Source organism: Orenia marismortui DSM 5156, assembly GCF_000379025.1.
In the GTDB taxonomy this organism is placed as follows: Bacteria; Bacillota; Halanaerobiia; order Halobacteroidales; family Halobacteroidaceae; genus Orenia; species Orenia marismortui.
The window spans coordinates 1,294,348-1,317,364 of sequence record NZ_KB900617.1 but is presented as its reverse complement, the minus strand read 5'-3'; the positions used below and the strand labels follow the sequence as shown (position 1 = coordinate 1,317,364).

The window sequence follows — 23,017 nt, the reverse complement described above, 5'->3', positions numbered from 1 at the left end:
AAATATACTTTGAGCGAGAATTTTGTGAATGTTCCTTTGGTTTCAGACCTAATAGGTCTGCTCACGATGCGATAGAAAAGATAGAGAAATATAAAGAACAAGGTTACTACTGGGTGGTAGACGCAGACATTAAATCTTATTTTGATACTATAGACCATGAGTTATTAATGGATTTTATAGCGGAATATATAAGTGATGGTTGGGTATTAGATATTATCAGGTCATGGCTGACAATTGGAGTTATGACTGAAGAAGGTAGAGAAGAAACTAGAGAAGGGACACCTCAAGGAGGTGTCATCTCTCCTCTATTAGCTAATATCTATTTACATTACTTTGATAAGAAAATGACTCGTCGAGGTTACAAAATAGTCCGCTTTGCTGACGACTTTGTAATCTTAACTAAAAATAAGCGCAAAGCAAAGAGAGCGTTAAAAGTTACCCGTAAAATTATAGAGGATGAATTGAAGTTGAAACTTCATCCTCGTAAGACGGTAGTAACTAACTTTTATGATGGATTTGAATTTCTAGGATTCAAATTTCACCATTCTGAATACAAGAGACCTAAAGATAAAGCAATAACAAAATTCAAAAACAAAGTAAGAAAGATTACTAGAAGAACTAGACCTTTTCCTGTAGAAGTAATAATTGCAAAATTAAATCCAGTTTTGAGAGGTTGGGGTAACTATTTCAAGATAGGAAATGTGAAGACTTTGTTTACGAGGTTGGATAAATGGATTAGAATGAGAATGCGTTCGTTTATCGAAAAGAAAAAGGCGATAATGTATCAAAATTATCGCTTTTCAAATAGTTATCTAAGAGATAAAGGACTTCAATCATTACTTACTGATGTGCTCTAATTAAGGGTAAAATATACATCTATGGTAACATAGAGTCGAAGACTTACTCTCTGATAAGGAGCACCAATAACCGAAAGCTGTATACGGGAAAACCGTACGTACAGTTTGACAAGGGGTCCCAGCCGTGAGGCTGTGGTCCTACTTTATTATTAAGGAATTGAGATTAAGGATAAGTTATAGCTTTTGAGTTTACTATTACTTACTAATTGCCAGTTACTAAAGTGGGTCATGGCTCAAGTTGTTCTTTAGCAATAAATTTATTTAGACTAGTAAAGAATAAAGAAATGGGGGGATGAAATGATTCGAAATCTAAGTTTAAAGACTAAAATACTATTGGGATACATAGTCATAATTTTAATTACTATTGGGGTAGCATTATGGTCTATTAGCAATTTCATAACTCTAAATCAAGCAATACATGATATTATGGTAGAAAATTATCAAAGTGTTATTGCTGCTGAAAAGATGGTAGAGTCTCTTGAAAGACAAGATAGTGCAGAATTGATCTTCATATTTGGGCAAGAGGATAAGGCTTTAGATATTTTCCAAGATAATCAAATGGAATTTATGAAGTCTTTATCAAGAGCTGAAGATAATATTACAATTCCTCAAGAAGAAGAGATAATCCAAAATATTAATCAAGATTATCAGCTTTATTTAGAAAATTTTTGGAAATTACGGCAATTTTCTAGCCGAAATAATTTTAAAGAAGTTCAAAACTACTATTTAGAGGAGATTATGCCCCAATTTAACAAAGTTAAAAAAGAAACTAGAAGGTTACTATTGGTCAACCAAGAACATATGAAAGAATCGCAGCAGAGAGCTAATAATAATGCAAGTCAGGCAATCTATTCTACGATAGTTTTTTCTATAATGGCTGTCATATTAGCGATAATATTAGGAATTTATATTTCTAATTTGATTATTAGACCTACTAAAAGGTTAACAGAAATAGTTCAAGAGGTTGCAGATGGAGATTTAGAACAGATTATTGAAATTGAGACTAAAGATGAAATTGGGAAGTTAGCTCAAGAGTTTAATAGTATGACGCAGCGATTAAGAGAATATGAAGAGATGAATGTTTCTAAATTAATTGCAGAGAAGAATAAGTCTGAAGCTATTGTAAAGAGTATCTCTAATCCTTTATTAGTTACTGATGATGAGAATAGGGTGCTACTAATTAATCCTAGAGCAGAAAAGTTATTTTCATTAGATGAGAGCAGAGTATCAAATAATCACTTTTTAGAAACTATTAAAGATGAACGAATTTTTTCTGTGATTCGTGAAACTTTAAGTTCAGGTTCAGAGCAGACTGGTAAAGATAGCAAAGTAATTAACTTTGAAAAAGACAATAAAGAGATTTTCTTTAGAGTTACTAGTACTCCTGTTAAAAATAAAGAAGGAGAAAGTAAATTAGTAGTAACCTTACTTGATGATATTACCCATCTTAAAGAAGTTGATGAAATGAAGTCTGAATTTGTTTCTATGGTATCTCATGAATTTAGAACCCCTTTAACTTCGATGAATATGGGAATTGGAATGTTATTGGAAGAGAATATTGGTGATATAAATGATAATCAGAAAGAATTATTGGAAGTGGCTAAAGAAGATTGTGAGCGTTTAAATAATTTGGTAGATGACCTGTTAGATTTATCAAAGATAGAGTCAGGTGAGATAAATCTAGAGTTTGCAAATATTCAAGTGGAAAAAGTATTCACAGCCTCAATAAAGCCATTTATTGAGCAATCTAAAAATAAAGGGGTAGATTTGATAGCGGAAGAGACCAAGGGAATGGCAGTTTATGCTGATTTTAACAAAATAACTTGGGTTATTACTAATTTGATTGGTAATGCATTGCGTTATACTAAAAAAGGTGACCAAATAAAACTTTCTGCAGAAAAGAAAGGTCATAAGGTTCATCTTTCTGTAAGTGATACAGGAGCAGGAATTCCTAAGGAATATCAACATAAAATTTTTGATAAATTTGTAAGAGTTGGTGGGGATAAAGATAAAGATACTGGATCTGGATTAGGATTAGCAATTTCTAAAGAAATGATAGAGGCTCATGGAGGAAGAATCTGGGTTGAAAGTGAGCTTGGTAAAGGAACAAGTTTTACTTTTACTCTTAAATTACCAAAGTAGGTGAATAGATTGAATAAAATATTAGTTGTTGAAGATAGTAAGAATATTATAACTGTTCTTAAGATTTGTTTAAGTAATGCAGGATATGAAGTTAAAGTAGTATCTAATGGAGTTGATGCAGTAGATTTAACTTTTGATTGGAATCCAGATTTAATTTTATTAGATATAAAGATTCCTAAAATGAATGGTTTTTTAGTTTGTGAAACGTTAAAAAAAGATGAGTCCACAAGTAATATACCAATCTTAATGTTAAGTGCTATTGCAGAAGAAGAAAATATTAAAAAGGCTTATGATTTAGGAGCTGATGATTATATTATCAAGCCTATTGAACCAAGTAAATTATTAGATAAGATTAAGGGTTATTTATAAATTAGAATTATAAAGGAGAGGTTTAAATGAATAAGAAGATTTTAATTATCGATGATGAAAAGAATATTAGGATTACTTTAAAACAATGTTTAAATCAGGACTATGAAGTAGTAACAGCTGTAAATGGAGAAGATGGTTTAGATAAATTTCAAGCAGATAACTTTGACTTAGTGTTATTAGATATGAAATTGCCAGGAATTAATGGTATTGAAGTTTTAAAACAGCTTAAGGAATTAGATAATAATATCAATACTATTATGATTACAGGTTTTGGAACGATAGAAACTGCTGTAGAAACTATGAAATTGGGAGCTATAGATTATTTAAGAAAACCCTTTGCTCCTGATGAAATTAGAGAGATAGTTAAGGAGGTAATAAACAGAACAAACTTAGAAGCATCTAAAGAGGAGTTAAGTAGTTATGAAGAATATTTAAGTTATGCGAAATCAGCTATTACCAAGCGTGATTTTAAGAAGGGTTATGACTATCTTCAAAAAGCAGTGAGTTTAGATGCAGATAAACCTGAAGCCTTTAATCTAATGGGGGGGATTTTGGAATTGCAAGATAAACTTTTAGAAGCCCAGAAGAAATATCGGGCAGCTTTAGCTTTAGATCCTTCTTATCAACCTGCTCAAGATAATCTTGAAAGAAGTACTCAATTTGATTATCAAAAAGAAGATATTAATTTAGGAGAGAAAGAAGTGGAAGGAGAGTAGAATATGTATGTTTTAGTTATGGGTTGTGGTAGAAGTGGTTCTTATTTAGCTAATCAGTTATCAAAATCAGGTGAGGATGTTGTAGTAATAGATAAAAGTTCTACATCTTTTAAAAGACTATCAGCCGAATTTACTGGTTTTACAATTAATGGGGATGCTACTGAAATAGAGATATTAAAGTCGGCTAAAATTGATAAAGCTGATGTAGTTGTAATTACTACTAATGACGATAATGTCAATGCTATGATTGCTCAAATTGCTAGCGAACTATATAAAGTTCCAAAAGTAATGGTTAGGTTATTAGATCCAGAAAAAGAGGTAATCTATAAAGATCTAAATGTAATTACAATGAGTCCTACAAATTTATTAGTAGATAAATTTAAGAAAGAGATTATTGGATAAGAGGTGAAATTTCTATGCGGATTATAATGGTTGGTGGGGGAAAGGTAATTTATTACTTAGCTAAAAACTTTTTAGCTAAGGGCTATCAAATTTCTGTAATAAATAAAGATAAAGATTATTGTAAAACTCTAGCAAGAGAGCTGAATTGTTTGGTGATTAATGGTGATGCTTCTAAGCCAAGTTCCTTAGAAGAGGCAGAAGCTAATAAAGCTGATGCTATTTTATCATTAACAGGAAATGATCCAAATAATTTATTTATCTGTCAATTAGCCCAAAAGGAGTTTGGTGTACCTAGGACTTTCTCTGTTGTTAATAACCCGGATAATGAAAAGATATTTAAAGAATTAGGAGTAGAGACTATCTTTAATACAACAAAATTAATTTCATTATTGATTGAGCAGAGAGTTGAGGTAGCAGATGTCAACAACTTATTATCAATTGAAGAGGGTAGAATTAATATTTCTCAGGTTATTTTACAAGAAAGCTCACCAGTATTAGGTAAGACTTTAAAGGAGGTTAATCTTCCAAGAGATATAGTTTTTGGTTGTATTATTAGAGGAGAGGATGTAGTAATTCCTAAAGGTGATACAAAATTATTAGAGGGAGATAAGGTATTAATTATTACTTTACCAGAAAAGCAAGGAGAAGCTTTTGCTGCATTATCTGGTGAGTAAGAATCGGAGGAATTTAAGATGAGATATAAAAGCATCATTAAAGAACGGTATAAGTTAATAACAAAATATATTGGGATATTAACAATGGCAGTTAGTGGTTTTTTATTATTGCCGTTGTTAGTACTACCATTCTACCCCGAAGAGATAGTTTATATAAAGGCATTTTTGATTCCAGCTGCTATATTCTTTGGCATTGGATTTCTACTGTGGAAATTAACCTCTGTTGAAGATGAGGTTACTCTTTCTTTGAAAGAGGGGGGGATTATAGTATTAATATCTTGGGTTATAGCTATTGTAGCTTCTGCTTTACCTTTTATGATAACAGGGGAGTTGAACTTTACTCAAGCCATCTTTGAAGCTACCAGTGGCTGGACAACAACAGGTTTATCAGTGGTTGATGTAACAAAAGCTTCCCATGTTTTTTTGATGTGGAGAAGTATTATGCAATTCTTTGGAGGGGTAGGACTAATAGTTGTTATGTTATCTTCTGTATTGCATCCTTATGGTTTTGGCTTATATAATGCAGAAGGTAGAAGTGATCAATTATTACCTCACGTTAAGAAGTCAACTAAGGCTATTATGTATATTTATTTTGGATATATTATTGGAGGGACTATTCTATATATTATAGCAGGAATGGGAGTCTTTGATGCTATTAATCATGCTATTCCAGCATTATCGACAGGAGGTTTTTCTACAAAAGTTGACAGTATTGGCCATTGGAATAGTCTTCCTATAGAGATGGTAACTTGGTTATTGATGATTTTGGGAACAATTAACTTTGCTACTCACTTTGCATTGTTAAAAGGAAAGTTCAAAGTCTTTTTCAAAAATGGTGAGATTAGATTGCTGTTATTTATTATTGCTATCTTTACTCCAATTATCAGTTATTTTTCTTTAGGTAGCTTATATACAAGTTTGCCTGCTACAGTTAGACGGGGATTCTTTGAAGTGGTTTCTGCTATTTCTACTACAGGATTTTCTTTAGATGTATTCAGCAATTGGAATCAATTTGGTATCTTAGCTATGATTTTATTGATGTGGATTGGTGGAGGTACAGGGTCTACGGCAGGTGGTATTAAGTTATATAGAATTTATTTAATGATAAAGTCAGTTTGGTGGGAGTTAAAAGGATATTTCTTGCCTCCAAATTCTGTTGTAGAGAACTATATTTGGAGAGGAGAACAGAAATTATATATTAAAGCAGAATATATTCGTGAGACAGCAAATTATATATATTTATATATGGTTACTTATTTTATTGGAATCCTAGTTTATTTAGCTCATGGATATGGTTTAGCAGAATCTATGTTTGAATTTGCTTCTTCTTTAGGAACTGTTGGTTTATCTATAGGGATTACTAGTCCTGATGCTCCAGTATTAATCTTATGGACGCAGACAATAGGAATGTTCTTAGGAAGGTTAGAATTTTTAGTGATTTTCTTTGCTATAGCTAAGATGCTAAAAGATGCCAGATATATGGTTAATAGTAAAAGAGTGAATTAAATTTTACTGATTAAAGGGTAGATTATAAAATTAATAACGAGTTGGAAGAAAAAATTAAGGTCTTTAACCTTAGAGTATTAGTTCAATAGATAAAAGTTTTAAGTAATAGTTAAATAGATATTAGAGAGGTTATTTCAGGAATGATTGCTTTACAAGAATTTTAAATTGTAGTATAATAAACAACATAATTTAATTATGTAATCGCTTAATCTATAAAGAGCGGAGGAACCATTTTTTTGGGGTGAATTTAATATAAACTAGCATTTATGTTAATAGGGTTAACTTTTTTGATCCGAATCCGACAGCTAACTTCGTCAGCGTTAAAAAGGAGACCAGTCACAGGTATATAGGTATCCTGTGTCTTTTTTATTGGAAAGTGAGGTGCGAAGATGAAAAATAAGTTTAATATTCACAATTTAACTCCAGCACAGATACTATCAATAGGTTATTTAGTTGTGATTTTATTAGGGGCAATTTTATTAACTTTGCCTATAGCCACAACTGATGGTCAAGGGATGAATTTATTAGATGCTATCTTTACATCTACATCTGCTACAGCAGTAACAGGATTAATAGTAGAGAACACTAGTACTTTCTTTACTGTGTTTGGACAAATTGTTATCTTGTGCTTAATTCAAATAGGTGGCTTAGGTATTATGACTATGTCTACCCTATTTGCTTTATTATTAGGAAAGAAGATAACTCTTAGAGAAAGATTAATTATTCAACAAGATTTAGATCAATTTCAATTATCAGGGGTTATTAGAATCGTAAAGTATGTCTTAGGTGTTACTTTTGCTATTGAAGGAACAGGGGCTTTTATTTTATTCTTACGATTTTTAAAAGATATGCCTTTAGGAAAAGCATTATATTTTGGTATTTTTCACTCGGTATCTGCCTTTAATAATGCTGGGTTTGATATTTTTGGTAACAGTTTAGAAAACTTTACTGGTGATATTACAGTTAACTTTGTAATTACAACTCTAATTATTTTGGGTGGTATTGGATTTGCTGTAATTGCTGAAGTTTACTCTAAAAGAAGCTTTAAAAACTTTTCATTGCATACAAAACTTGTGTTAAGTGTAACATTAATTTTAATTATAGTAGGGACAATTGTTTCTTTTGTTTTAGAATATTCTAATCCAGCTACTATAGGTAATTTATCATTAGGAGAGAAGACTATTGCTTCTTATTTCTTAGCTATTACTCCACGTACTGCTGGATTTAATACAGTGCCTACAGGTGCATTAAATAGTTCTACAATATTCTTTACAATTATTCTGATGTTTATTGGTGCTTCACCGGGATCAACAGGTGGTGGGGTTAAAACAACTACTTTTGGTGCTTTGGGTGCTGTTTTATATGCTAGAGCAACAGGGAGAGAAGATATTGAGATTTATAAGAGAAGATTGGGTAAGGATATCATCTATAATGCTCTATCAATAGTTTTGATTGCATTATTATTAGTTGTAACAGTAACTATGGTCTTAACTATAACTGAAGATGCTGAATTTTTAGATTTATTCTTTGAAGCAGTTTCTGCCTTTGGTACAGTAGGTTTATCTACTGGGGTAACAGGTGGTTTATCAGTTGTAGGTAGAATTTTAATTATTCTTACTATGTTTGCTGGTAGGGTAGGACCTCTTACTATTGCTGTGGCTATTGGGGAGCGTAAAAATAAAGCAAATATTAGATATCCAAAAGAGAAGATATTGGTTGGATAGGGAGGAAATATAGAGATGAAACAGTTTATAGTTGTAGGCTTAGGGCGTTTTGGTTCAAGTGTAGCTACTACATTAGCCAGTAAAGGTTATGATGTATTAGCTATTGATTCTGCTGAAGAAAAAGTGCAGGAGATTAGTACTGAAGTTACTCATGCTGTTAAGGCTGATGCAACAGATGAAGATACTATGAAGACTTTAGGAGTAAGTAACTTTGATATAGCTATTGTTAGTATTGGAGAAAATATTCATGCTAATATATTAACTACCTTAATCTTAAAAGAATTAGGAGTTAAGTATGTTGTTGTTAAGGCACAAGATAAATTGCATGGCAAGTTATTAAGTAAAGTTGGAGCTGATAAAGTTGTTTACCCTGAAAGAGATATGGGGGTTAGGGTTGCTAATAACTTAGTCTCTGCTAAAGTTTTAGATTATATTGAATTATCTCCAGGATATAGTATTGCTGAGGTGGCAGCATCTGAAAAATTTGCTGGCAAGACCTTGAATGAATCAAATTTAAGAGGAAAATTTGGAATCAATGTTATAGCAATTAAGAATGAAGAGGAAGTAAACGTATCTCCAGAAGCAACTGATAAGATTAACTCAGGAGATATTTTAGTTGTAATGGGTCATGAAGATGGTTTAAGACGGTTAAAAGAATATTAGAAAAAACTGACCAACATTTGTTGGTCAGTTTTTTCATATTATCAAATAAACAAGGTTATTTTTTTATAAGGTGAAATAGGAGTATTGTAATATGAGTATAATGCGACACTTTTAGGTGCTAGGTCATAGGAGTTAGTAAGATCTTTCTATATCCTATCTCCTAACGCCTAACTCCGAAACTGTCGCAATATTTTTCTATTAGACACTTTTATCTCGAAAATAATTTTATAATAAAGTTATAATGTATTTATATCCGGGTAATATTAAGTTATGTAGGTTTATATATTATCTGGAGGTGAATACTATTCTTTCTAATATAAAATCATTAACTCCAGCACGATTTTTGACTATAGGCTATGTATTAGTTATTAGTGTAGGAACTTTTTTATTAACTTTACCAATTACTACTGTAGATGGTAGAGGATTAAGTGTAGTAGATGCTTTATTTACTGCTACATCAGCAACAGCAGTAACTGGTTTAATTGTAGTTGATACAGCTACTTATTTAACTATTTTTGGTCAAATAGTAGTTTTAGTTTTAATTCAAATTGGTGGGTTTGGATTTATGACTACATCTACTTTATTTGCCTTATTATTAGGAAGAAAAATTAGTTTTAGAGAAAGAATAATTATTAGAGAAGAACTTAATCATTTTACTCTATCTGGTGTTATTAAACTGGCTAGATATGTTATTGCTCTAACTTTGGGAATTGAGTTCACAGGGGCTTTGTTACTTTTTTTAAAATTTAAAAATACATTACCTATTTCTAAAGCAATTTATTTTTCTGTTTTTCATGCTATTTCTGCTTTTTGTAATGCAGGTTTTGCTCTCTTTAGTAATAGCTTAGAGAATTTTGTTGGAAACTATTATGTAAATATAATAATCACCACTTTGTTTATTCTCGGAGGTCTTGGTTTTGCTGTTATAGCTGACCTTTATGAGAAAAGAAGGTTTGTTACTCTATCTTTAAACAGTAAATTGGTTTTGCTAACTACTATAATTTTGATTCTCATTGGAAGCATTGGTATTTTTTTATTAGAATCTCCTAATCAAAATACTTTTGGTCAATTGGCTTTAGAGGATAGATTTATATCTGCTTATTTTCAAGGAGTTACACCAAGAACAGCCGGTTTTAATACAATAGCAATTGGTGACTTAACGCAAGGGAGTTTATTTTTAATTATCATTTTGATGTTTATTGGTGCTTCACCAGGATCTACTGGTGGTGGGCTGAAGACTACTACCATTGGAGTATTAATTGTTGCTACTTATTCTTTAGTGAGAGGAAAAGATGATGCAGAATTATTTAGAAGAAGGCTATCTCAGATTACTGTTTATAAGGCTTTAGCAGTAACGATAGTTTCTTTATTGGTTATTATATTGGCTACATTAATTTTGACAATAACTGAAAATTTTAAATTTATAGAAATATTTTTTGAAACAGTATCAGCCTATGCTACTGTAGGTTTATCCACAGGAATTACTGGAGACTTAAGTACTATAGGTAGAATTTTAATAACAATTATAATGTTTACTGGTCGCGTAGGTCCTTTAACTTTAGCTATGGCTCTTGGAGAAAGAGAACGAAGTAATAAAGTTAGATATCCTGAAGAGAAGATATTGATTGGATAATTGGGAGGGAGTGTTTTGAAACAATTTATAGTAGTAGGTTTGGGGCGTTTTGGTTATAGTTTGGCTAAAACTTTGGCAGACAAACATTATGATGTTTTAGCTATTGATAATGATGAGGAGAAGGTACAAGAAATTAGTAGTATAGTAACTCACGCTGTAGAAGCTGATGCTACTGATGAAGAAGCTCTAAAAACTTTGGGAGTAAGTAACTTTGATGTTGGGATAGTCAGTATTGGTGAGAATATTCATGCTAATATATTAACTACTTTAATGTTAAAAGAATTAGGAGTGAAAACAGTTGTTGTAAAGGCACAAGATAGATTGCATGGTAAGGTATTAAGCAAGGTTGGTGCAGACAGAATTGTATATCCAGAAAGGGATATGGGAATAAGAATTGCTAATAATCTCACTTCATCAAATGTTTTGGAGTATATAGAGCTGGCGCCTAATTATAGTATTGTGGAAATTGCAGCTGATGAAAATATGTATCATAAAACCTTAATCGAGTTAAAGTTAAGAAGTCGTTTTGGTGTTAATGTGATGGCAATAAAAAGCAATGGGGAGATAAATATTTCTCCAGGAGCAGAAGTAAAGATTAATCCTGGTGATACTTTAATTGTAATGGGAGATAATAATAGTCTTGATAAATTGAAAAAAATTTAGTTTGGTAGACTGAAGTTGAAAAAATTTAGATGAAGTGAAGATAAAAAGGTTATCATAAATCGATATTTAATGATATCAAGAGAAAATTATTAGCGATTTGTTAAAAGATTGAGATGTATGATATAATAACTCGTGTTATTAAATTGGGGCATATGATATTAAGAGAGGGGTTATTATATAATGGAGATATCTAGTTTTACAAATGATCGAATTAAATATTTGCGTTCTTTATATCGCAAGAAATATAGAAGGCAAGAAAATAGATTTGTTTTAGAAGGTGTTAGAATTATAGAAGAGGCTATTAAAGAGAAGGCTAATATTCATCAAGTCTTTTATTCAAACTATTTGTTAAGAAATCAGCGAGGAGAAGATTTAGTAAAAGATTTGAAAACTCTTAATATAGAAGTGGTCAAAGTTAGTGATGATATTATACAAAAGGTAGCTGACACTGAATCTCCTCAAGGTATCTTAGCTATAATAGATAAAGTTGAGTACAGTTTATCAGAAATTCTAGATGATGATAATAATCTAATATTAATTGCAGATCAAGTTCAGGATCCAGGTAATTTAGGAACTATTATTAGGACAGCAGATGCAGCTGGTATAGATGGAGTAATTACAACCAAAGGAACAGTGAGTTTATATAATCAAAAAACGATTAGGGCTACTATGGGGTCATTATTTAGAGTTCCAATTTATAGAGAAAATGATCTATTGAAATTAAAGGATAGGCTAATTGCTAAGAATATAAATCTTGTTGTTGGAGATATTAATGCTAATAAGTATCATTTTGAAGTTAATTATTTGGCTTCAACTGCATTTGTTGTAGGAAATGAAGGTAATGGCCCTAGAAAAGAGCTAATTGATTTAGCTGATGAGATGATAAAAATTCCTTTAATTGGTGATGCAGAATCACTTAATGTTGCTATGGCTTCAGGTATAATTATATATGAAGCGGTAAGGCAAAGAATTGATATGGGTTAGTTGTAATTACATAAAAGTTTCTAATTAGTCTTTGCTTCAACCTTGTTATTATTAGATTGCTATGATATAATTTTAAATAAATTGAATTATATAAAAAGTGATGAAAGAGAGAGTAATTTAGAATATCATTTTCTAAGGGAAAGGATATCATAGACTGAAAGTATTCTTAAAATGAATCTAAATGAAGTTCACTCTGGAGCTGCTAGTTGAACTTATAGTAGGCTAAGCCGGTTTTCTGCCGTTATAAGAAGTCAGAGATGATTTATAGGTTAAAGCTATTAATTTAGTAGCTAATGGCTATAAGCCAATAATAACTATAGATTAACTAAGGTGGTAACGCGGAAGTATATTACTCTTTCGTCCTTAATAGGGATGGAAGAGTTTTTTTATGTCAATATAGCTTTGTAAATTTTAAGTTAATATTTTAAAAATATAAGGAGGATTTAAAGATGGAGGAAAAGATTAAAGGGATACAAGCTGAAGCTGTTGACCAAATTGAAAGAGTTGATAATTTGGAACAGTTAGAAAATTTGAGGATTAAGTATTTAGGAAAAAAAGGTGAGTTAACACAGATATTAAGAGGTATGGGAAGTTTATCTCCTGAAGAAAGACCTGTTGTTGGAAAACTAGTTAATCAGGTTAAGTCAAAATTGAATAATTTAATTACTGGTAAAGAGAATAATTTAAAAGAGGCTGCAAAACAAGCTAGGTTAAAAGATGAGAGTATAGATGTTACTTTGCCAGGTGATAGGAATAATTTAGGCAAACAGCACCCATTAACTCTAATTTTTAATGAAATAAAAGATATATTTTTAGGTTTAGGCTTTAAAATTGCTGAAGGTCCGGAAGTTGAAACTGATTATTATAATTTTGAGGCATTAAATTTTCCTGAAAATCATCCAGCTAGGGATATGCAAGATACTTTTTATATTGAAGGTAATACTTTATTAAGAACACATACCTCTTCTGTGCAGGTAAGAACTATGGAGAAAGAAGAAGCTCCAATTAGAGTTATTGCCCCAGGTAGAGTTTATCGATCTGATGAAATTGATGCTACACATACGCCAGTTTTTCATCAGGTAGAAGGATTAATGATAGATAAAGATATATCTTTTGCTAATTTGAAGAGTATCTTAATTAAAGTGGTACATGAGTTATTTGGAGAAGGTAGAAAGGTTAGATTTAGACCAAGTTATTTTCCTTTTACTGAACCAAGCGCAGAAGTAGATGTTTCTTGTGCTAATTGTGAAGGGGAAGGGTGTAATGTATGCTCTGGTACAGGTTGGCTTGAAATATTAGGTTCTGGAATGGTGCACCCCAATGTTCTTAAGATGTCAGGTGTAGATCCAGAGGAATATAGTGGTTTTGCATTTGGTATGGGAGTAGAGCGTATTGCTATGTTGAAATATGGTATTGATGATATTAGATTATTATATGAGAATGATATTAGATTTTTAAAACAATTTTAATTTTGATAGAATTAGTAAATGTTTAAAGGTTTTTAGGTGAGTAATTAGTGTGAATTATTTTAAAAATATCTAAAGACTTTCTATTAATCACTAATTACTAGTAACTAATATAAAGGAGGACAACTATGAAAGTTTCATATAAATGGTTAAAAGAATATATTGATTTTGATTATACACCAGAAGAATTGGCAGAAAAGCTAACTTTAGCTGGTTTGGAGGTAGATGGAGTTGAATATAAAGGTAGAGATATTCAAGATATAGTAATAGGAAAAATTACAGAAAAGAAAGAGCATGAAAATGCTGATAAATTATCTGTTTGTAAAGTAGATGTCGGTAAAAGTGAAGATTTACAGATAGTATGTGGTGCTAAGAATATGTCTGTAGGTGATAAGGTTCCCGTAGCTCTTGTAGGAACAACTATGCCAAATGGTATGGAAATTAAAAAAGCCAAGTTAAGAGGAGTAACTTCTTATGGTATGATGTGTTCTACAAATGAACTAAATCTTCCAGATGATGGAGTAGATGGATTATTTATATTAGAAGGCGATATTAAAGTAGGTAATAAATTAGTTGATGAATTAGAGATAGATGATATTGTTATTGAACTTGATTTAACTCCTAATTTTGCTCATTGTTTAAGTATGATAGGAGTCGCTAGAGAAATATCAGCAATTATAGACAAAGATATAAAATATCCTGAGGTTAAAGTTGAGGAGATAGAAGAGAGTATTGAAGATTGGATTGATGTTAAAGTAGAAGCTCTTGATTTATGTCCTCGATATACTGGGAGAGTGATTACAGGAGTAGAAGTAAGTGATTCCCCATTGTGGTTAAAGAAGAAGCTAGAGGCTGTTGGAATTAGACCTATTAACAATATAGTAGATATAACTAACTTTATATTGATGGAGCTTGGTCAACCGTTACATGCTTTTGATTATGATAAGTTAGCAGATAATAAAGTTATAGTAAGAAGAGCGAAAGCAGATGAAAGAGTAGTAACTTTAGATGAAGAAGAGAGAGATTTAAATGAAGAGATGTTAGTCATTGCAGATGGAGAGAAAGCTATTTGTGTAGCAGGAGTCATGGGAGGAACTAATAGTGAGGTTGATAGTGGAACAAAGAGAATTTTCTTAGAAAGTGCCAACTTTAATCCTGGATCTGTACGAAAGACTTCTCGTAAGTTAAGTATACATAGTGATGCTTCACATCGCTTTGAACGTGGAGTTGATATTAATATAGTAGAGTATGCTTTAGATAGAGCAGCTCAATTAATTGCTGAGTTAAGTGGAGGTAAAATAGTAAAAGGAATTAAAGATATTTATCCCAATAAAGTTGAAGATAAGATAATTGAGCTAAGACCTAAAAGAGTGAGTAATTTATTAGGAGAAGAATTTGCTAAGATAAAGATTAAAAAATTATTGGAGAGATTACACTTTAGCGTTGAAGACAAAGGAGATAAATTGGCAGTTACTATTCCGGCTTACCGAGTAGATGTAGAAGAAGAAATTGATTTAGTAGAAGAAGTAGCTAGATTATATGGTTATGACAAGTTACCTGCTGTTGAGCCTTCTGGAGATATTATTCAAGGTAAGAAAAGCTGGAAGCAGCAAGTAAAAGATCAGACTAGGATTTTATTATCTAAATTAGGTTTATTTGAGGTTCAAAATTATTCTTTTATAAATCCTGATTTTTTTGATAAAATTAATTTGCCAAAAGATAGTTTTATAAGAGATCGAATTGAACTAAGTAATCCTCTTGGGAAAGAATATAGTATCTTAAGAACAACTTTGATACCTGGTTTATTAAATAATGTTCTTCTAAATGATAATAGAAAAATAGAAAACATTGAGCTTTTTGAACTGGGTAAAGTATTTATTCCAAGTGAGGGTAAAGAACTTCCAATAGAAGAGTTAAAATTAGCTGCTGCGATTATGAAAGATGATCTAGAAGATATATGGAATGTAAATGCATCTGGATTTTTCTACTTAAAAGGGATATTAGAAAATTATTTCGATTCTTTAGGAATAAGAGGTGTTGAGTTCGAAATTGGAAAACATCCTACTATGCATCCAGGCAGAACGACTAAAATTAAAGTTAATGGTGATGTATTAGGATATTTAGGAGAAGTGCACCCAGATGTTCAGGAGAATTATAAATTTGAAAATAGAGTTACTATATTTGAACTTGATTTTAATCTAATTGTAGATAATGCAACAGCTCAAAGGAATTATAATCCTTTACCAAAATATCCTGCTTCAACTCGAGATATTGCATTAGTTGTTAGCGAGGATATTAACACTAAACAGATTGAAGATATTATTTTAAGTATAGGTAGTAAAATTTTAGAATCGGTTGAACTTTTTGATTTATATCAAGGTGAACAAGTAGAAGATGGTTATAAAAGCTTAGCTTATTCATTAATTTATAGAGTTTCAGATAGAACTTTGACTGATGATGAGGTTAACAGTGTTCAAGAAAAGATTGAGAAAGAATTGGATAATAAATTAGGTGCTAAAATTAGAGAGTAGCTTTGAATAATAAAAGAGTAGGAATTCCTACTCTTTTATTATTCTTTAAATGTTATATGACTTATTATTAATATTTTTGTTTTTTCTTGACTATACTTTGTTATTTTGCTATACTAATTCTTGTCGCTTGCAAAAAAGCTTTAAATTTACTTTTTAAAGTTTTTATTGACAAGTCTTGATTCAAATGTTAAACTTATTGATGTTGTCGCTAATAAATCTTTTGTTTTTAAAAGTTATTGAAAAATAATTTTAAAAAATTATTGACAACATTGTTTGAAATTGATACAATATTTCTTGTCGCATGACAAAAAGACATTTGGTCTTTGAAAACTAAACAATGTAAGTTTTCAACTAGTCGTAACAAAATGAGCTAATCAAACTTGTAATTAAATGTGTTTTTCACATTTAAATAAATCTTTTATTGGAGAGTTTGATCCTGGCTCAGGACGAACGCTGGCGGCGTGCTTAACACATGCAAGTTGAACGCGAAAGTTACCTTCGGGTAATGAGTAGAGTAGCGGACGGGTGAGTAACGCGTGGGTTATCTACCTTTAAGTTAGGGATAACCTCTCGAAAGAGGGGCTAATACCTGATAATCTCTTACGAGCAAAGATGGCTTCTTCTTAGCTATCGCTTAAAGATGAGCCTGCGTCCCATTAGCTAGTTGGTGAGGTAAGAGCTCACCAAGGCGACAATGGGTAGCCGACCTGAGAGGGTGATCGGCCACACTGGGACTGAGACACGGCCCAGACTCCTACGGGAGGCTGCAGTGGGGAATCTTCCGCAATGGACGAAAGTCTGACGGAGCAACGCCGCGTGAATGATGAAGGCCTTCGGGTCGTAAAATTCTGTCCTTAGGGAAGAATATTTTGGTTGTTAATAACAGCTGAAGTTGACGGTACCTTTGGAGGAAGCCCTGGCTAACTACGTGCCAGCAGCCGCGGTAATACGTAGAGGGCAAGCGTTGTCCGGAATCATTGGGCGTAAAGGGTACGCAGGCGGTCTAGTAAGTCAGAGGTGAAATCCACCGGCTCAACCGGTGAACTGCCTTTGATACTGCTAGACTTGAGGATAAGAGAAGAAAGCGGAATTCCTAGTGTAGTGGTGAAATACGTAGATATTAGGAAGAATACCAATGGCGAAAGCAGCTTTCTAACTTACTCCTGACGCTCAGGTACGAAAGCTAGGGTAGCAAACGGGATTAGATACCCCGGTAGTCCTAGCCGTAAACGATGGATACTAGGTGTTGGAGGTTCGATTCCTTCGGCGCCGCAGTTAACGCATTAAGTATCCCGCCTGGGGATTACGACCGCAAGGTTGAAACTCAAAGGAATTGACGGGGGCCCGCACAAGCGGTGGAGCATGTGGTTTAATTCGATGCAACGCGAAGAACCTTACCAGAACTTGACATCCCTGTGACTATTTCTTAACCGAAAGTCTCCTCTTTGAGGACACAGAAGACAGGTGGTGCATGGCTGTCGTCAGCTCGTGTCGTGAGATGTTGGGTTAAGTCCCGTAACGAGCGCAACCCCTATCCTTAGTTGCCAGCACGTAATGGTGGGGACTCTAAGGAGACTGCCGCGGAAAAACGCGGAGGAAGGTGGGGATGACGTCAAGTCATCATGCCCCTTATGTTCTGGGCTACACACGTGCTACAATGGTCTATACAGAGGGTGGCTACACCGCGAGGTGATGCTAATCTCTAAAGTAGATCTCAGTTCGGATTGCAGGCTGAAACTCGCCTGCATGAAGCTGGAATCGCTAGTAATCGCGGATCAGAATGCCGCGGTGAATACGTTCCCGGGCCTTGTACACACCGCCCGTCACACCACCCGAGTCGGGGGCACCAGAAGTCATCGGCCCAACTTAGTGAGGGAGATGCCGAAGGTGTGCCTGGTAAGGGGGGTGAAGTCGTAACAAGGTAGCCGTACCGGAAGGTGCGGCTGGATCACCTCCTTTCTAAGGAGTTATTTATACTCCAAACGAGTTGAAAACTGCATTGTTTAGTTTTGAGAGACTAAATTCTCTTATAATATAGAATGGGTCTATAGCTCAGTTGGTCAGAGCGCACGCCTGATAAGCGTGAGGTCAGTGGTTCAAATCCACTTAGACCCACCATGGGGACATAGCTCAGTTGGGAGAGCGCCGCCCTTGCAAGGCGGAGGTCGCCGGTTCGAACCCGGCTGTCTCCACCATTTTTTATTGTACTTTGAAAATTGCACAATAAATAATTTTACAAGCGTCTAGATTAAGTTAATAAGGGCGCATGGTGGATGCCTTGGTGTTAGAAGCCGATGAAGGACGTGGTAAGCTGCGATAAGCCTTGATGAGTTGCACGCAAACTTTGATTCAAGGATTTCCGAATGGATAATCTGGTAGGTTAATAACCTATCATCTTAGAGTTAATTCATAGCTCTAAGAAGGGAACTGGGTGAACTGAAACATCTTAGTAACCCAAGGAAAGGAAAGCAAAAGCGATTCTCTAAGTAGCGGCGAGCGAACAGGGAACAGCCCAAACTGTAATAGTGTCAAATTTATGGATCTTGCTATTACAGGGTTGTAGGACTATTAGATGTCGCCATAACGACATCATAGTATTGCTTTTATTTAATTGAAGTAGCTGGAAAGCTACACCACAGAAGGTAATAGTCCTGTAAATGAAAAATAAAAGTAGACTAGATAGTATCCTGAGTACCATGAGTCACGAGAAACCTCGTGGGAAGCAAGGAGGACCATCTCCTAAGGCTAAATACTTTCTAACGACCGATAGTGAACTAGTACCGTGAGGGAAAGGTGAAAAGAACCCCGGAAGGGGAGTGAAATAGAATCTGAAACCATGTGCCTACAAGCAGTCAGAGGACGTATATTATCAGTCTGATGGCGTGCTTTTTGCATAACGAACCGGCGAGTTATGATATGTAGCGTTTAGGTTAAGCTTTGAATGTGAAGCCGTAGCGAAAGCGAGTCTTAAAAGGCGTTAGTTATATGTCATAGACCCGAAACCGAGTGATCTATCCATGGTCAGGGTGAAGCACGTGTAAGAACGTGTGGAGGCCCGAACTACATTGACGTTGAAAAGTCATGGGATGAACTGTGGATAGGGGTGAAAGGCCAATCGAACTCGGAGATAGCTGGTTCTCCCCGAAATAGCTTTAGGGCTAGCCTTAAGTGAATGCCCTTTGGCGGTAGAGCACTGATTGGACTAGGGGCTTTATTAAGTTACCGAATCCAGTCAAACTCCGAACGCTGAAGTGGTTTATCTTAGGAGTCAGACTATGTGGGATAAGCTTCATAGTCGAGAGGGAAACAACCCAGATCGTCAGTTAAGGTCCCAAAGTATGGACTAAGTGGCAAAGGATGTGAGATTGCATAGACAACCAGGATGTTGGCTTAGAAGCAGCCATTCATTTAAAGAGTGCGTAATAGCTCACTGGTCGAGTGGTCTTGCGCCGAAAATGTCCGGGGCTTAAGTCCATCACCGAAACTACGGATTGTTTTTACAGTGGTAGGGGAGCTTTCTATTTGGATTGAAGCAGTACCGTAAGGAGCTGTGGACTGTATAGAAGTGATAATGCCGGTATGAGTAACGATAAGATAGGTGAGAATCCTATCCGCCGAAAGTCTAAGGTTTCCTGAGGAAGGCTCGTCCGCTCAGGGTAAGCCGGGACCTAAGCCGAGGCCGAAAGGCGTAGGCGATGGATAATTGGTTAAAATTCCAATGCCACCTCCTTACCATTATGAGTGATGGGGGGACGCAGGAGGATATGTTAGCCTGACAACGGTTTGTCAGGTCGAAGCACCTAGGAGGATAGTTTAGGTAAATCCGAACTATCTTAACTCTAAAGTGTGATCGGGAGCTTCTAAGGAAGCGAAGTAATTGATTCCACACTGCCAAGAAAATCCTCTAGCCAGGTAAGTGGTGCCCGTACCGTAAACTGACACAAGTAGACGAGATGAGAATTCTAAGGCGCGCGAGAGAACCTTCGTTAAGGAACTCGGCAAAATTGCCCCGTAACTTCGGGAGAAGGGGTGCCTCATTAGGGTGTATGCCCAAAGAGGTTGCAGTGAATAGGCCCAAGCGACTGTTTACCAAAAACACAGGTCTCTGCTAAGACGTAAGTCGATGTATAGGGGCTGACGCCTGCCCGGTGCTGGAAGGTCAAGGGGAAATGTTAGGATTATTCCAAAGCATTGAACTTAAGCCCCAGTAAACGGCGGCCGTAACTATAACGGTCCTAAGGTAGCGAAATTCCTTGTCGGGTAAGTTCCGACCTGCACGAATGGCGCAACGACTTGGGCACTGTCTCAACGAAGGACTCGGTGAAATTGTAGTACCTGTGAAGATGCAGGTTACCCGCGACAGGACGGAAAGACCCCGTGGAGCTTTACTGTAGTCTGATATTGAATTTTGGTCCAATATGTACAGCATAAGTGGGAGGCTTTGAAGTCGGTACGCTAGTATCGGTGGAGCCAAAGGTGGGATACCACTCTTATTGTGCTGGAATTCTAACCATGTGCTGTTATCCAGTGCTGGGACAGTTTCAGATGGGCAGTTTGACTGGGGCGGTCGACTCCTAAAGAGTAACGGAGTCGCCCAAAGGTTCCCTCAGTGCGGTCGGAAATCGCACGAAGAGTGTAAAGGCAGAAGGGAGCTTGACTGCGAGACATACAGGTCGAGCAGGGACGAAAGTCGGGCTTAGTGATCCGACGGTAGAGAATGGAATTGCCGTCGCTCAACGGATAAAAGTTACCCCGGGGATAACAGGCTTATCTCCCCCAAGAGTTCACATCGACGGGGAGGTTTGGCACCTCGATGTCGGCTCGTCGCATCCTGGAGCTGAAGCAGGTTCCAAGGGTTGGGCTGTTCGCCCATTAAAGCGGTACGCGAGCTGGGTTCAGAACGTCGTGAGACAGTTCGGTCCCTATCCGTCGTGGGCGTAGGATATTTGAAGGGATCTATCCCTAGTACGAGAGGACCGGGATGGACGTACCTCTGGTGTACCAGTTGTCTTCCAAAGGCATTGCTGGGTAGCTACGTACGGATCAGATAAACGCTGAAAGCATCTAAGCGTGAAACTGACCTTAAGATGAGATATCCCATAGAGTCAATCTAGTAAGATCCCTGATAGACTATCAGGTTGATAGGTCGGAGGTGTAAGGATAGTAATATCTTTAGCTGACCGATACTAATAGATCGAGGACTTAATCTAGATCTGAAATTATTATTGTGCAATTTTGAAAGTATATATTAGTTACTAGCAACTAGCCTCTAGCTACTGGCAAAATCTTTTAAAGATCTAGCCGGCGGCCAGAAGCCAACAGCTAAAAACTAAATAAATTTCTGGTGGTAATTGCGGAGGGGTCACACCTGTTCCCATTTCGAACACAGCAGTTAAGTCCTCCAGCGCCGATGGTACTGCAGGGGCAGCCCTGTGGGAGCGTAGGTCACTGCCAGAAACTTAAATAAAGGAAGATCTTATTTAAATAAGATCTTCCTTTATTTTTTATTATTTAATAAATAAAAAGGTATTTTTATATTAAATATCTAACTTTAATAAATAAAAGATAATTTGGTTAGTTTAATAGTTAAATAATATGTATAAAAAGGGGGAGAATATGAATATAAGTGTAAAAAAAATTATATTATTTTTTTTAATAGCTAGTATAGTTTTTTTAATGATTGTAGTTGGTGCTATTTATCTATTTGTTTCTAATATTATTAATCCAGATACTAAAGGTGTAGATAATATAGCTGTTATAAATATTTCAGGTCCTATAGTTGGGGGAGATAATGGTGGAATGTTTTCTAGCCCTGTTTCTAGTTCTGGACGTATTATGGCTCAAATAAATAAAGCTAAAAAAGATGATACAATTAAAGGCTTATTGTTAAGAGTTAATAGTCCTGGAGGCAGTTCTGCTGCTTCAGATGCAATTTATCGTGAATTGAAAAAGTTTAAGGCAACTGGAAAAGCTGTTGTAGTATCAATGGGGGATATGGCTGCTTCTGGTGGTTATTATGTTTCTATGGCTTCTGATAAAATCTATGCCAATCCTGCTACCATGACAGGTAGTATTGGTGTAATAATGCAATTTACTAATCTAGAGGAGCTATATAATAAGGTTGGAATTGATTATATAACTATAAAGAGTAGAAAATATAAAGATTTAGGCAATCCAGATAGGGAGATGAATGAAGAAGAGAGGGAAATTTTGCAGACCATGGTAGAAGGTGTATATCAACAATTTGTCAATGTAGTTATCGAAGGTAGAGATATGGAGGAAAAAATAGTTAAAAAATTGGCTGATGGCAGGGTCTATAGTGGTGAACAAGCTAAAAGTTTGGGCTTAGTAGATGAATTAGGAAACTTTTATGATGCAGTAGATTATTTAGCTGAATTAGTTGGAATAGAAGGAGAGCCTAATTTAGTTTATTATAATCAATTATCTCCAATAGAGCGTTTATTAAGTTCTTTCAATGAGGGCTTAAGCAATAAATTATTAAATACATTTTTGGGAATGGAAAATAACTTTAAAAATAATAAATTAGGTTTCTATTATAGATAATTTTATATTTAATTTAATACCAAAAGACTTGCATTTTAATTTATCATATTGTATAATATTTCATAAACAAAGAACAAAATAAATTGCATATATATTAAAAACGATGAATAGGAATAGTAAATC

The 23,017-nt window shown here is 34.6% G+C and carries 15 protein-coding genes, 2 tRNA genes, 3 rRNA genes, 1 riboswitch and 2 other annotated features (1 of these 23 cut by a window edge); all 20 genes read left to right on the top strand.

The genetic code is table 11. The features are described from left to right. Window positions 1-857: group II intron reverse transcriptase/maturase (ltrA, locus tag OREMA_RS0105955; RefSeq protein ID WP_018248360.1), on the top strand; the 857-nt coding region annotated here is incomplete at its 5' end. 297 nt (window positions 858-1,154) lie between these two features. Beyond that, window positions 1,155-2,999: an ATP-binding protein gene (locus OREMA_RS0105950; protein ID WP_018248359.1), complete on the top strand. Its 1,845-nt coding sequence runs from the start codon at window positions 1,155-1,157 to the stop codon at window positions 2,997-2,999. 9 nt (window positions 3,000-3,008) lie between these two features. After that, window positions 3,009-3,368 (top strand): response regulator transcription factor, encoded by a 360-nt coding sequence (locus tag OREMA_RS0105945; RefSeq protein ID WP_018248358.1) that lies wholly within the window; start codon window positions 3,009-3,011, stop codon window positions 3,366-3,368. A 26-nt stretch (window positions 3,369-3,394) separates the two neighbouring features. After that, complete coding sequence (locus OREMA_RS0105940) at window positions 3,395-4,084, top strand: sigma-54-dependent transcriptional regulator (RefSeq protein ID WP_018248357.1); 690 nt, start codon at window positions 3,395-3,397, stop codon at window positions 4,082-4,084. Window positions 4,085-4,087: 3 nt separating this feature from the next. Continuing rightward, on the top strand, window positions 4,088-4,486 hold the full coding sequence (locus OREMA_RS0105935) for a potassium channel family protein (protein ID WP_018248356.1): 399 nt from the start codon (window positions 4,088-4,090) through the stop codon (window positions 4,484-4,486). Window positions 4,487-4,500: 14 nt separating this feature from the next. Beyond that, a complete protein-coding gene (locus tag OREMA_RS0105930; RefSeq protein WP_018248355.1) occupies window positions 4,501-5,160 on the top strand; it encodes a potassium channel family protein in 660 nt (219 codons plus the stop codon). Between the two features lie 18 nt (window positions 5,161-5,178). Then, window positions 5,179-6,666, top strand: a complete 1,488-nt coding sequence (locus OREMA_RS0105925; protein WP_018248354.1) for a TrkH family potassium uptake protein — start codon at window positions 5,179-5,181, stop codon at window positions 6,664-6,666. Window positions 6,667-6,858: 192 nt separating this feature from the next. Continuing rightward, window positions 6,859-7,001: riboswitch (cyclic di-AMP (ydaO/yuaA leader) on the top strand. A gap of 54 nt (window positions 7,002-7,055) precedes the next feature. Then, window positions 7,056-8,390 carry a TrkH family potassium uptake protein gene (locus OREMA_RS0105920; RefSeq protein WP_018248353.1) on the top strand — a complete coding sequence of 445 codons (1,335 nt, stop codon included), beginning with the start codon at window positions 7,056-7,058 and terminating at the stop codon, window positions 8,388-8,390. A gap of 15 nt (window positions 8,391-8,405) precedes the next feature. Beyond that, window positions 8,406-9,053, top strand: coding sequence for a potassium channel family protein (locus OREMA_RS0105915; RefSeq protein ID WP_018248352.1), 648 nt, complete (start codon window positions 8,406-8,408; stop codon window positions 9,051-9,053). Window positions 9,054-9,348: 295 nt separating this feature from the next. Next, complete coding sequence (locus OREMA_RS0105910; RefSeq protein WP_018248351.1) at window positions 9,349-10,686, top strand: TrkH family potassium uptake protein; 1,338 nt, start codon at window positions 9,349-9,351, stop codon at window positions 10,684-10,686. Between the two features lie 15 nt (window positions 10,687-10,701). Then, entirely contained in the window at window positions 10,702-11,349 is a 648-nt protein-coding gene (locus OREMA_RS0105905) for a potassium channel family protein (RefSeq protein ID WP_018248350.1), read from the top strand. Window positions 11,350-11,529: 180 nt separating this feature from the next. Further along, window positions 11,530-12,333, top strand: a complete 804-nt coding sequence (locus OREMA_RS0105900) for a TrmH family RNA methyltransferase (RefSeq protein ID WP_018248349.1) — start codon at window positions 11,530-11,532, stop codon at window positions 12,331-12,333. A gap of 91 nt (window positions 12,334-12,424) precedes the next feature. Next, window positions 12,425-12,701, top strand: a binding site (T-box leader). 81 nt (window positions 12,702-12,782) lie between these two features. Continuing rightward, window positions 12,783-13,802 (top strand): phenylalanine--tRNA ligase subunit alpha, encoded by a 1,020-nt coding sequence (pheS, locus tag OREMA_RS0105895; protein WP_018248348.1) that lies wholly within the window; start codon window positions 12,783-12,785, stop codon window positions 13,800-13,802. A 125-nt stretch (window positions 13,803-13,927) separates the two neighbouring features. Further along, window positions 13,928-16,330 carry a phenylalanine--tRNA ligase subunit beta gene (gene pheT, locus OREMA_RS0105890; protein WP_018248347.1) on the top strand — a complete coding sequence of 801 codons (2,403 nt, stop codon included), beginning with the start codon at window positions 13,928-13,930 and terminating at the stop codon, window positions 16,328-16,330. Between the two features lie 418 nt (window positions 16,331-16,748). Continuing rightward, window positions 16,749-18,289 (top strand): 16S ribosomal RNA (locus tag OREMA_RS0105885). Between the two features lie 82 nt (window positions 18,290-18,371). After that, window positions 18,372-18,448: transfer RNA gene (locus OREMA_RS0105880), tRNA-Ile, on the top strand. A gap of 1 nt (window position 18,449) precedes the next feature. Then, a tRNA-Ala gene (locus OREMA_RS0105875) sits at window positions 18,450-18,525 on the top strand. A 51-nt stretch (window positions 18,526-18,576) separates the two neighbouring features. After that, window positions 18,577-21,540, top strand: a 23S ribosomal RNA gene (locus OREMA_RS0105870). A gap of 130 nt (window positions 21,541-21,670) precedes the next feature. Beyond that, window positions 21,671-21,787 (top strand): 5S ribosomal RNA (gene rrf, locus OREMA_RS0105865). Together the 16S, 23S and 5S rRNA genes with 2 tRNA genes alongside form the textbook arrangement of a ribosomal RNA operon. A gap of 159 nt (window positions 21,788-21,946) precedes the next feature. Beyond that, on the top strand, window positions 21,947-22,894 hold the full coding sequence (gene sppA, locus OREMA_RS0105860) for a signal peptide peptidase SppA (RefSeq protein ID WP_018248346.1): 948 nt from the start codon (window positions 21,947-21,949) through the stop codon (window positions 22,892-22,894). A 94-nt stretch (window positions 22,895-22,988) separates the two neighbouring features. Further along, window positions 22,989-23,017 (top strand) — a binding site (T-box leader); it runs 187 nt beyond the window's last position.

Bases quoted from the DNA above. Each gene is read 5' to 3' on its own strand.
- OREMA_RS0105950 (WP_018248359.1), top strand. From the start codon at position 1,155: ATGATTCGAAATCTAAGTTTAAAGACTAAAATACTATTGGGATACATA.
- OREMA_RS0105915 (WP_018248352.1), top strand. From the start codon at position 8,406: ATGAAACAGTTTATAGTTGTAGGCTTAGGGCGTTTTGGTTCAAGTGTA.
- OREMA_RS0105920 (WP_018248353.1), top strand. From the start codon at position 7,056: ATGAAAAATAAGTTTAATATTCACAATTTAACTCCAGCACAGATACTA.
- OREMA_RS0105935 (WP_018248356.1), top strand. From the start codon at position 4,088: ATGTATGTTTTAGTTATGGGTTGTGGTAGAAGTGGTTCTTATTTAGCT.
- OREMA_RS0105930 (WP_018248355.1), top strand. From the start codon at position 4,501: ATGCGGATTATAATGGTTGGTGGGGGAAAGGTAATTTATTACTTAGCT.
- pheS (WP_018248348.1), top strand. From the start codon at position 12,783: ATGGAGGAAAAGATTAAAGGGATACAAGCTGAAGCTGTTGACCAAATT.
- OREMA_RS0105925 (WP_018248354.1), top strand. From the start codon at position 5,179: ATGAGATATAAAAGCATCATTAAAGAACGGTATAAGTTAATAACAAAA.
- OREMA_RS0105940 (WP_018248357.1), top strand. From the start codon at position 3,395: ATGAATAAGAAGATTTTAATTATCGATGATGAAAAGAATATTAGGATT.
- pheT (WP_018248347.1), top strand. From the start codon at position 13,928: ATGAAAGTTTCATATAAATGGTTAAAAGAATATATTGATTTTGATTAT.
- sppA (WP_018248346.1), top strand. From the start codon at position 21,947: ATGAATATAAGTGTAAAAAAAATTATATTATTTTTTTTAATAGCTAGT.
- OREMA_RS0105900 (WP_018248349.1), top strand. From the start codon at position 11,530: ATGGAGATATCTAGTTTTACAAATGATCGAATTAAATATTTGCGTTCT.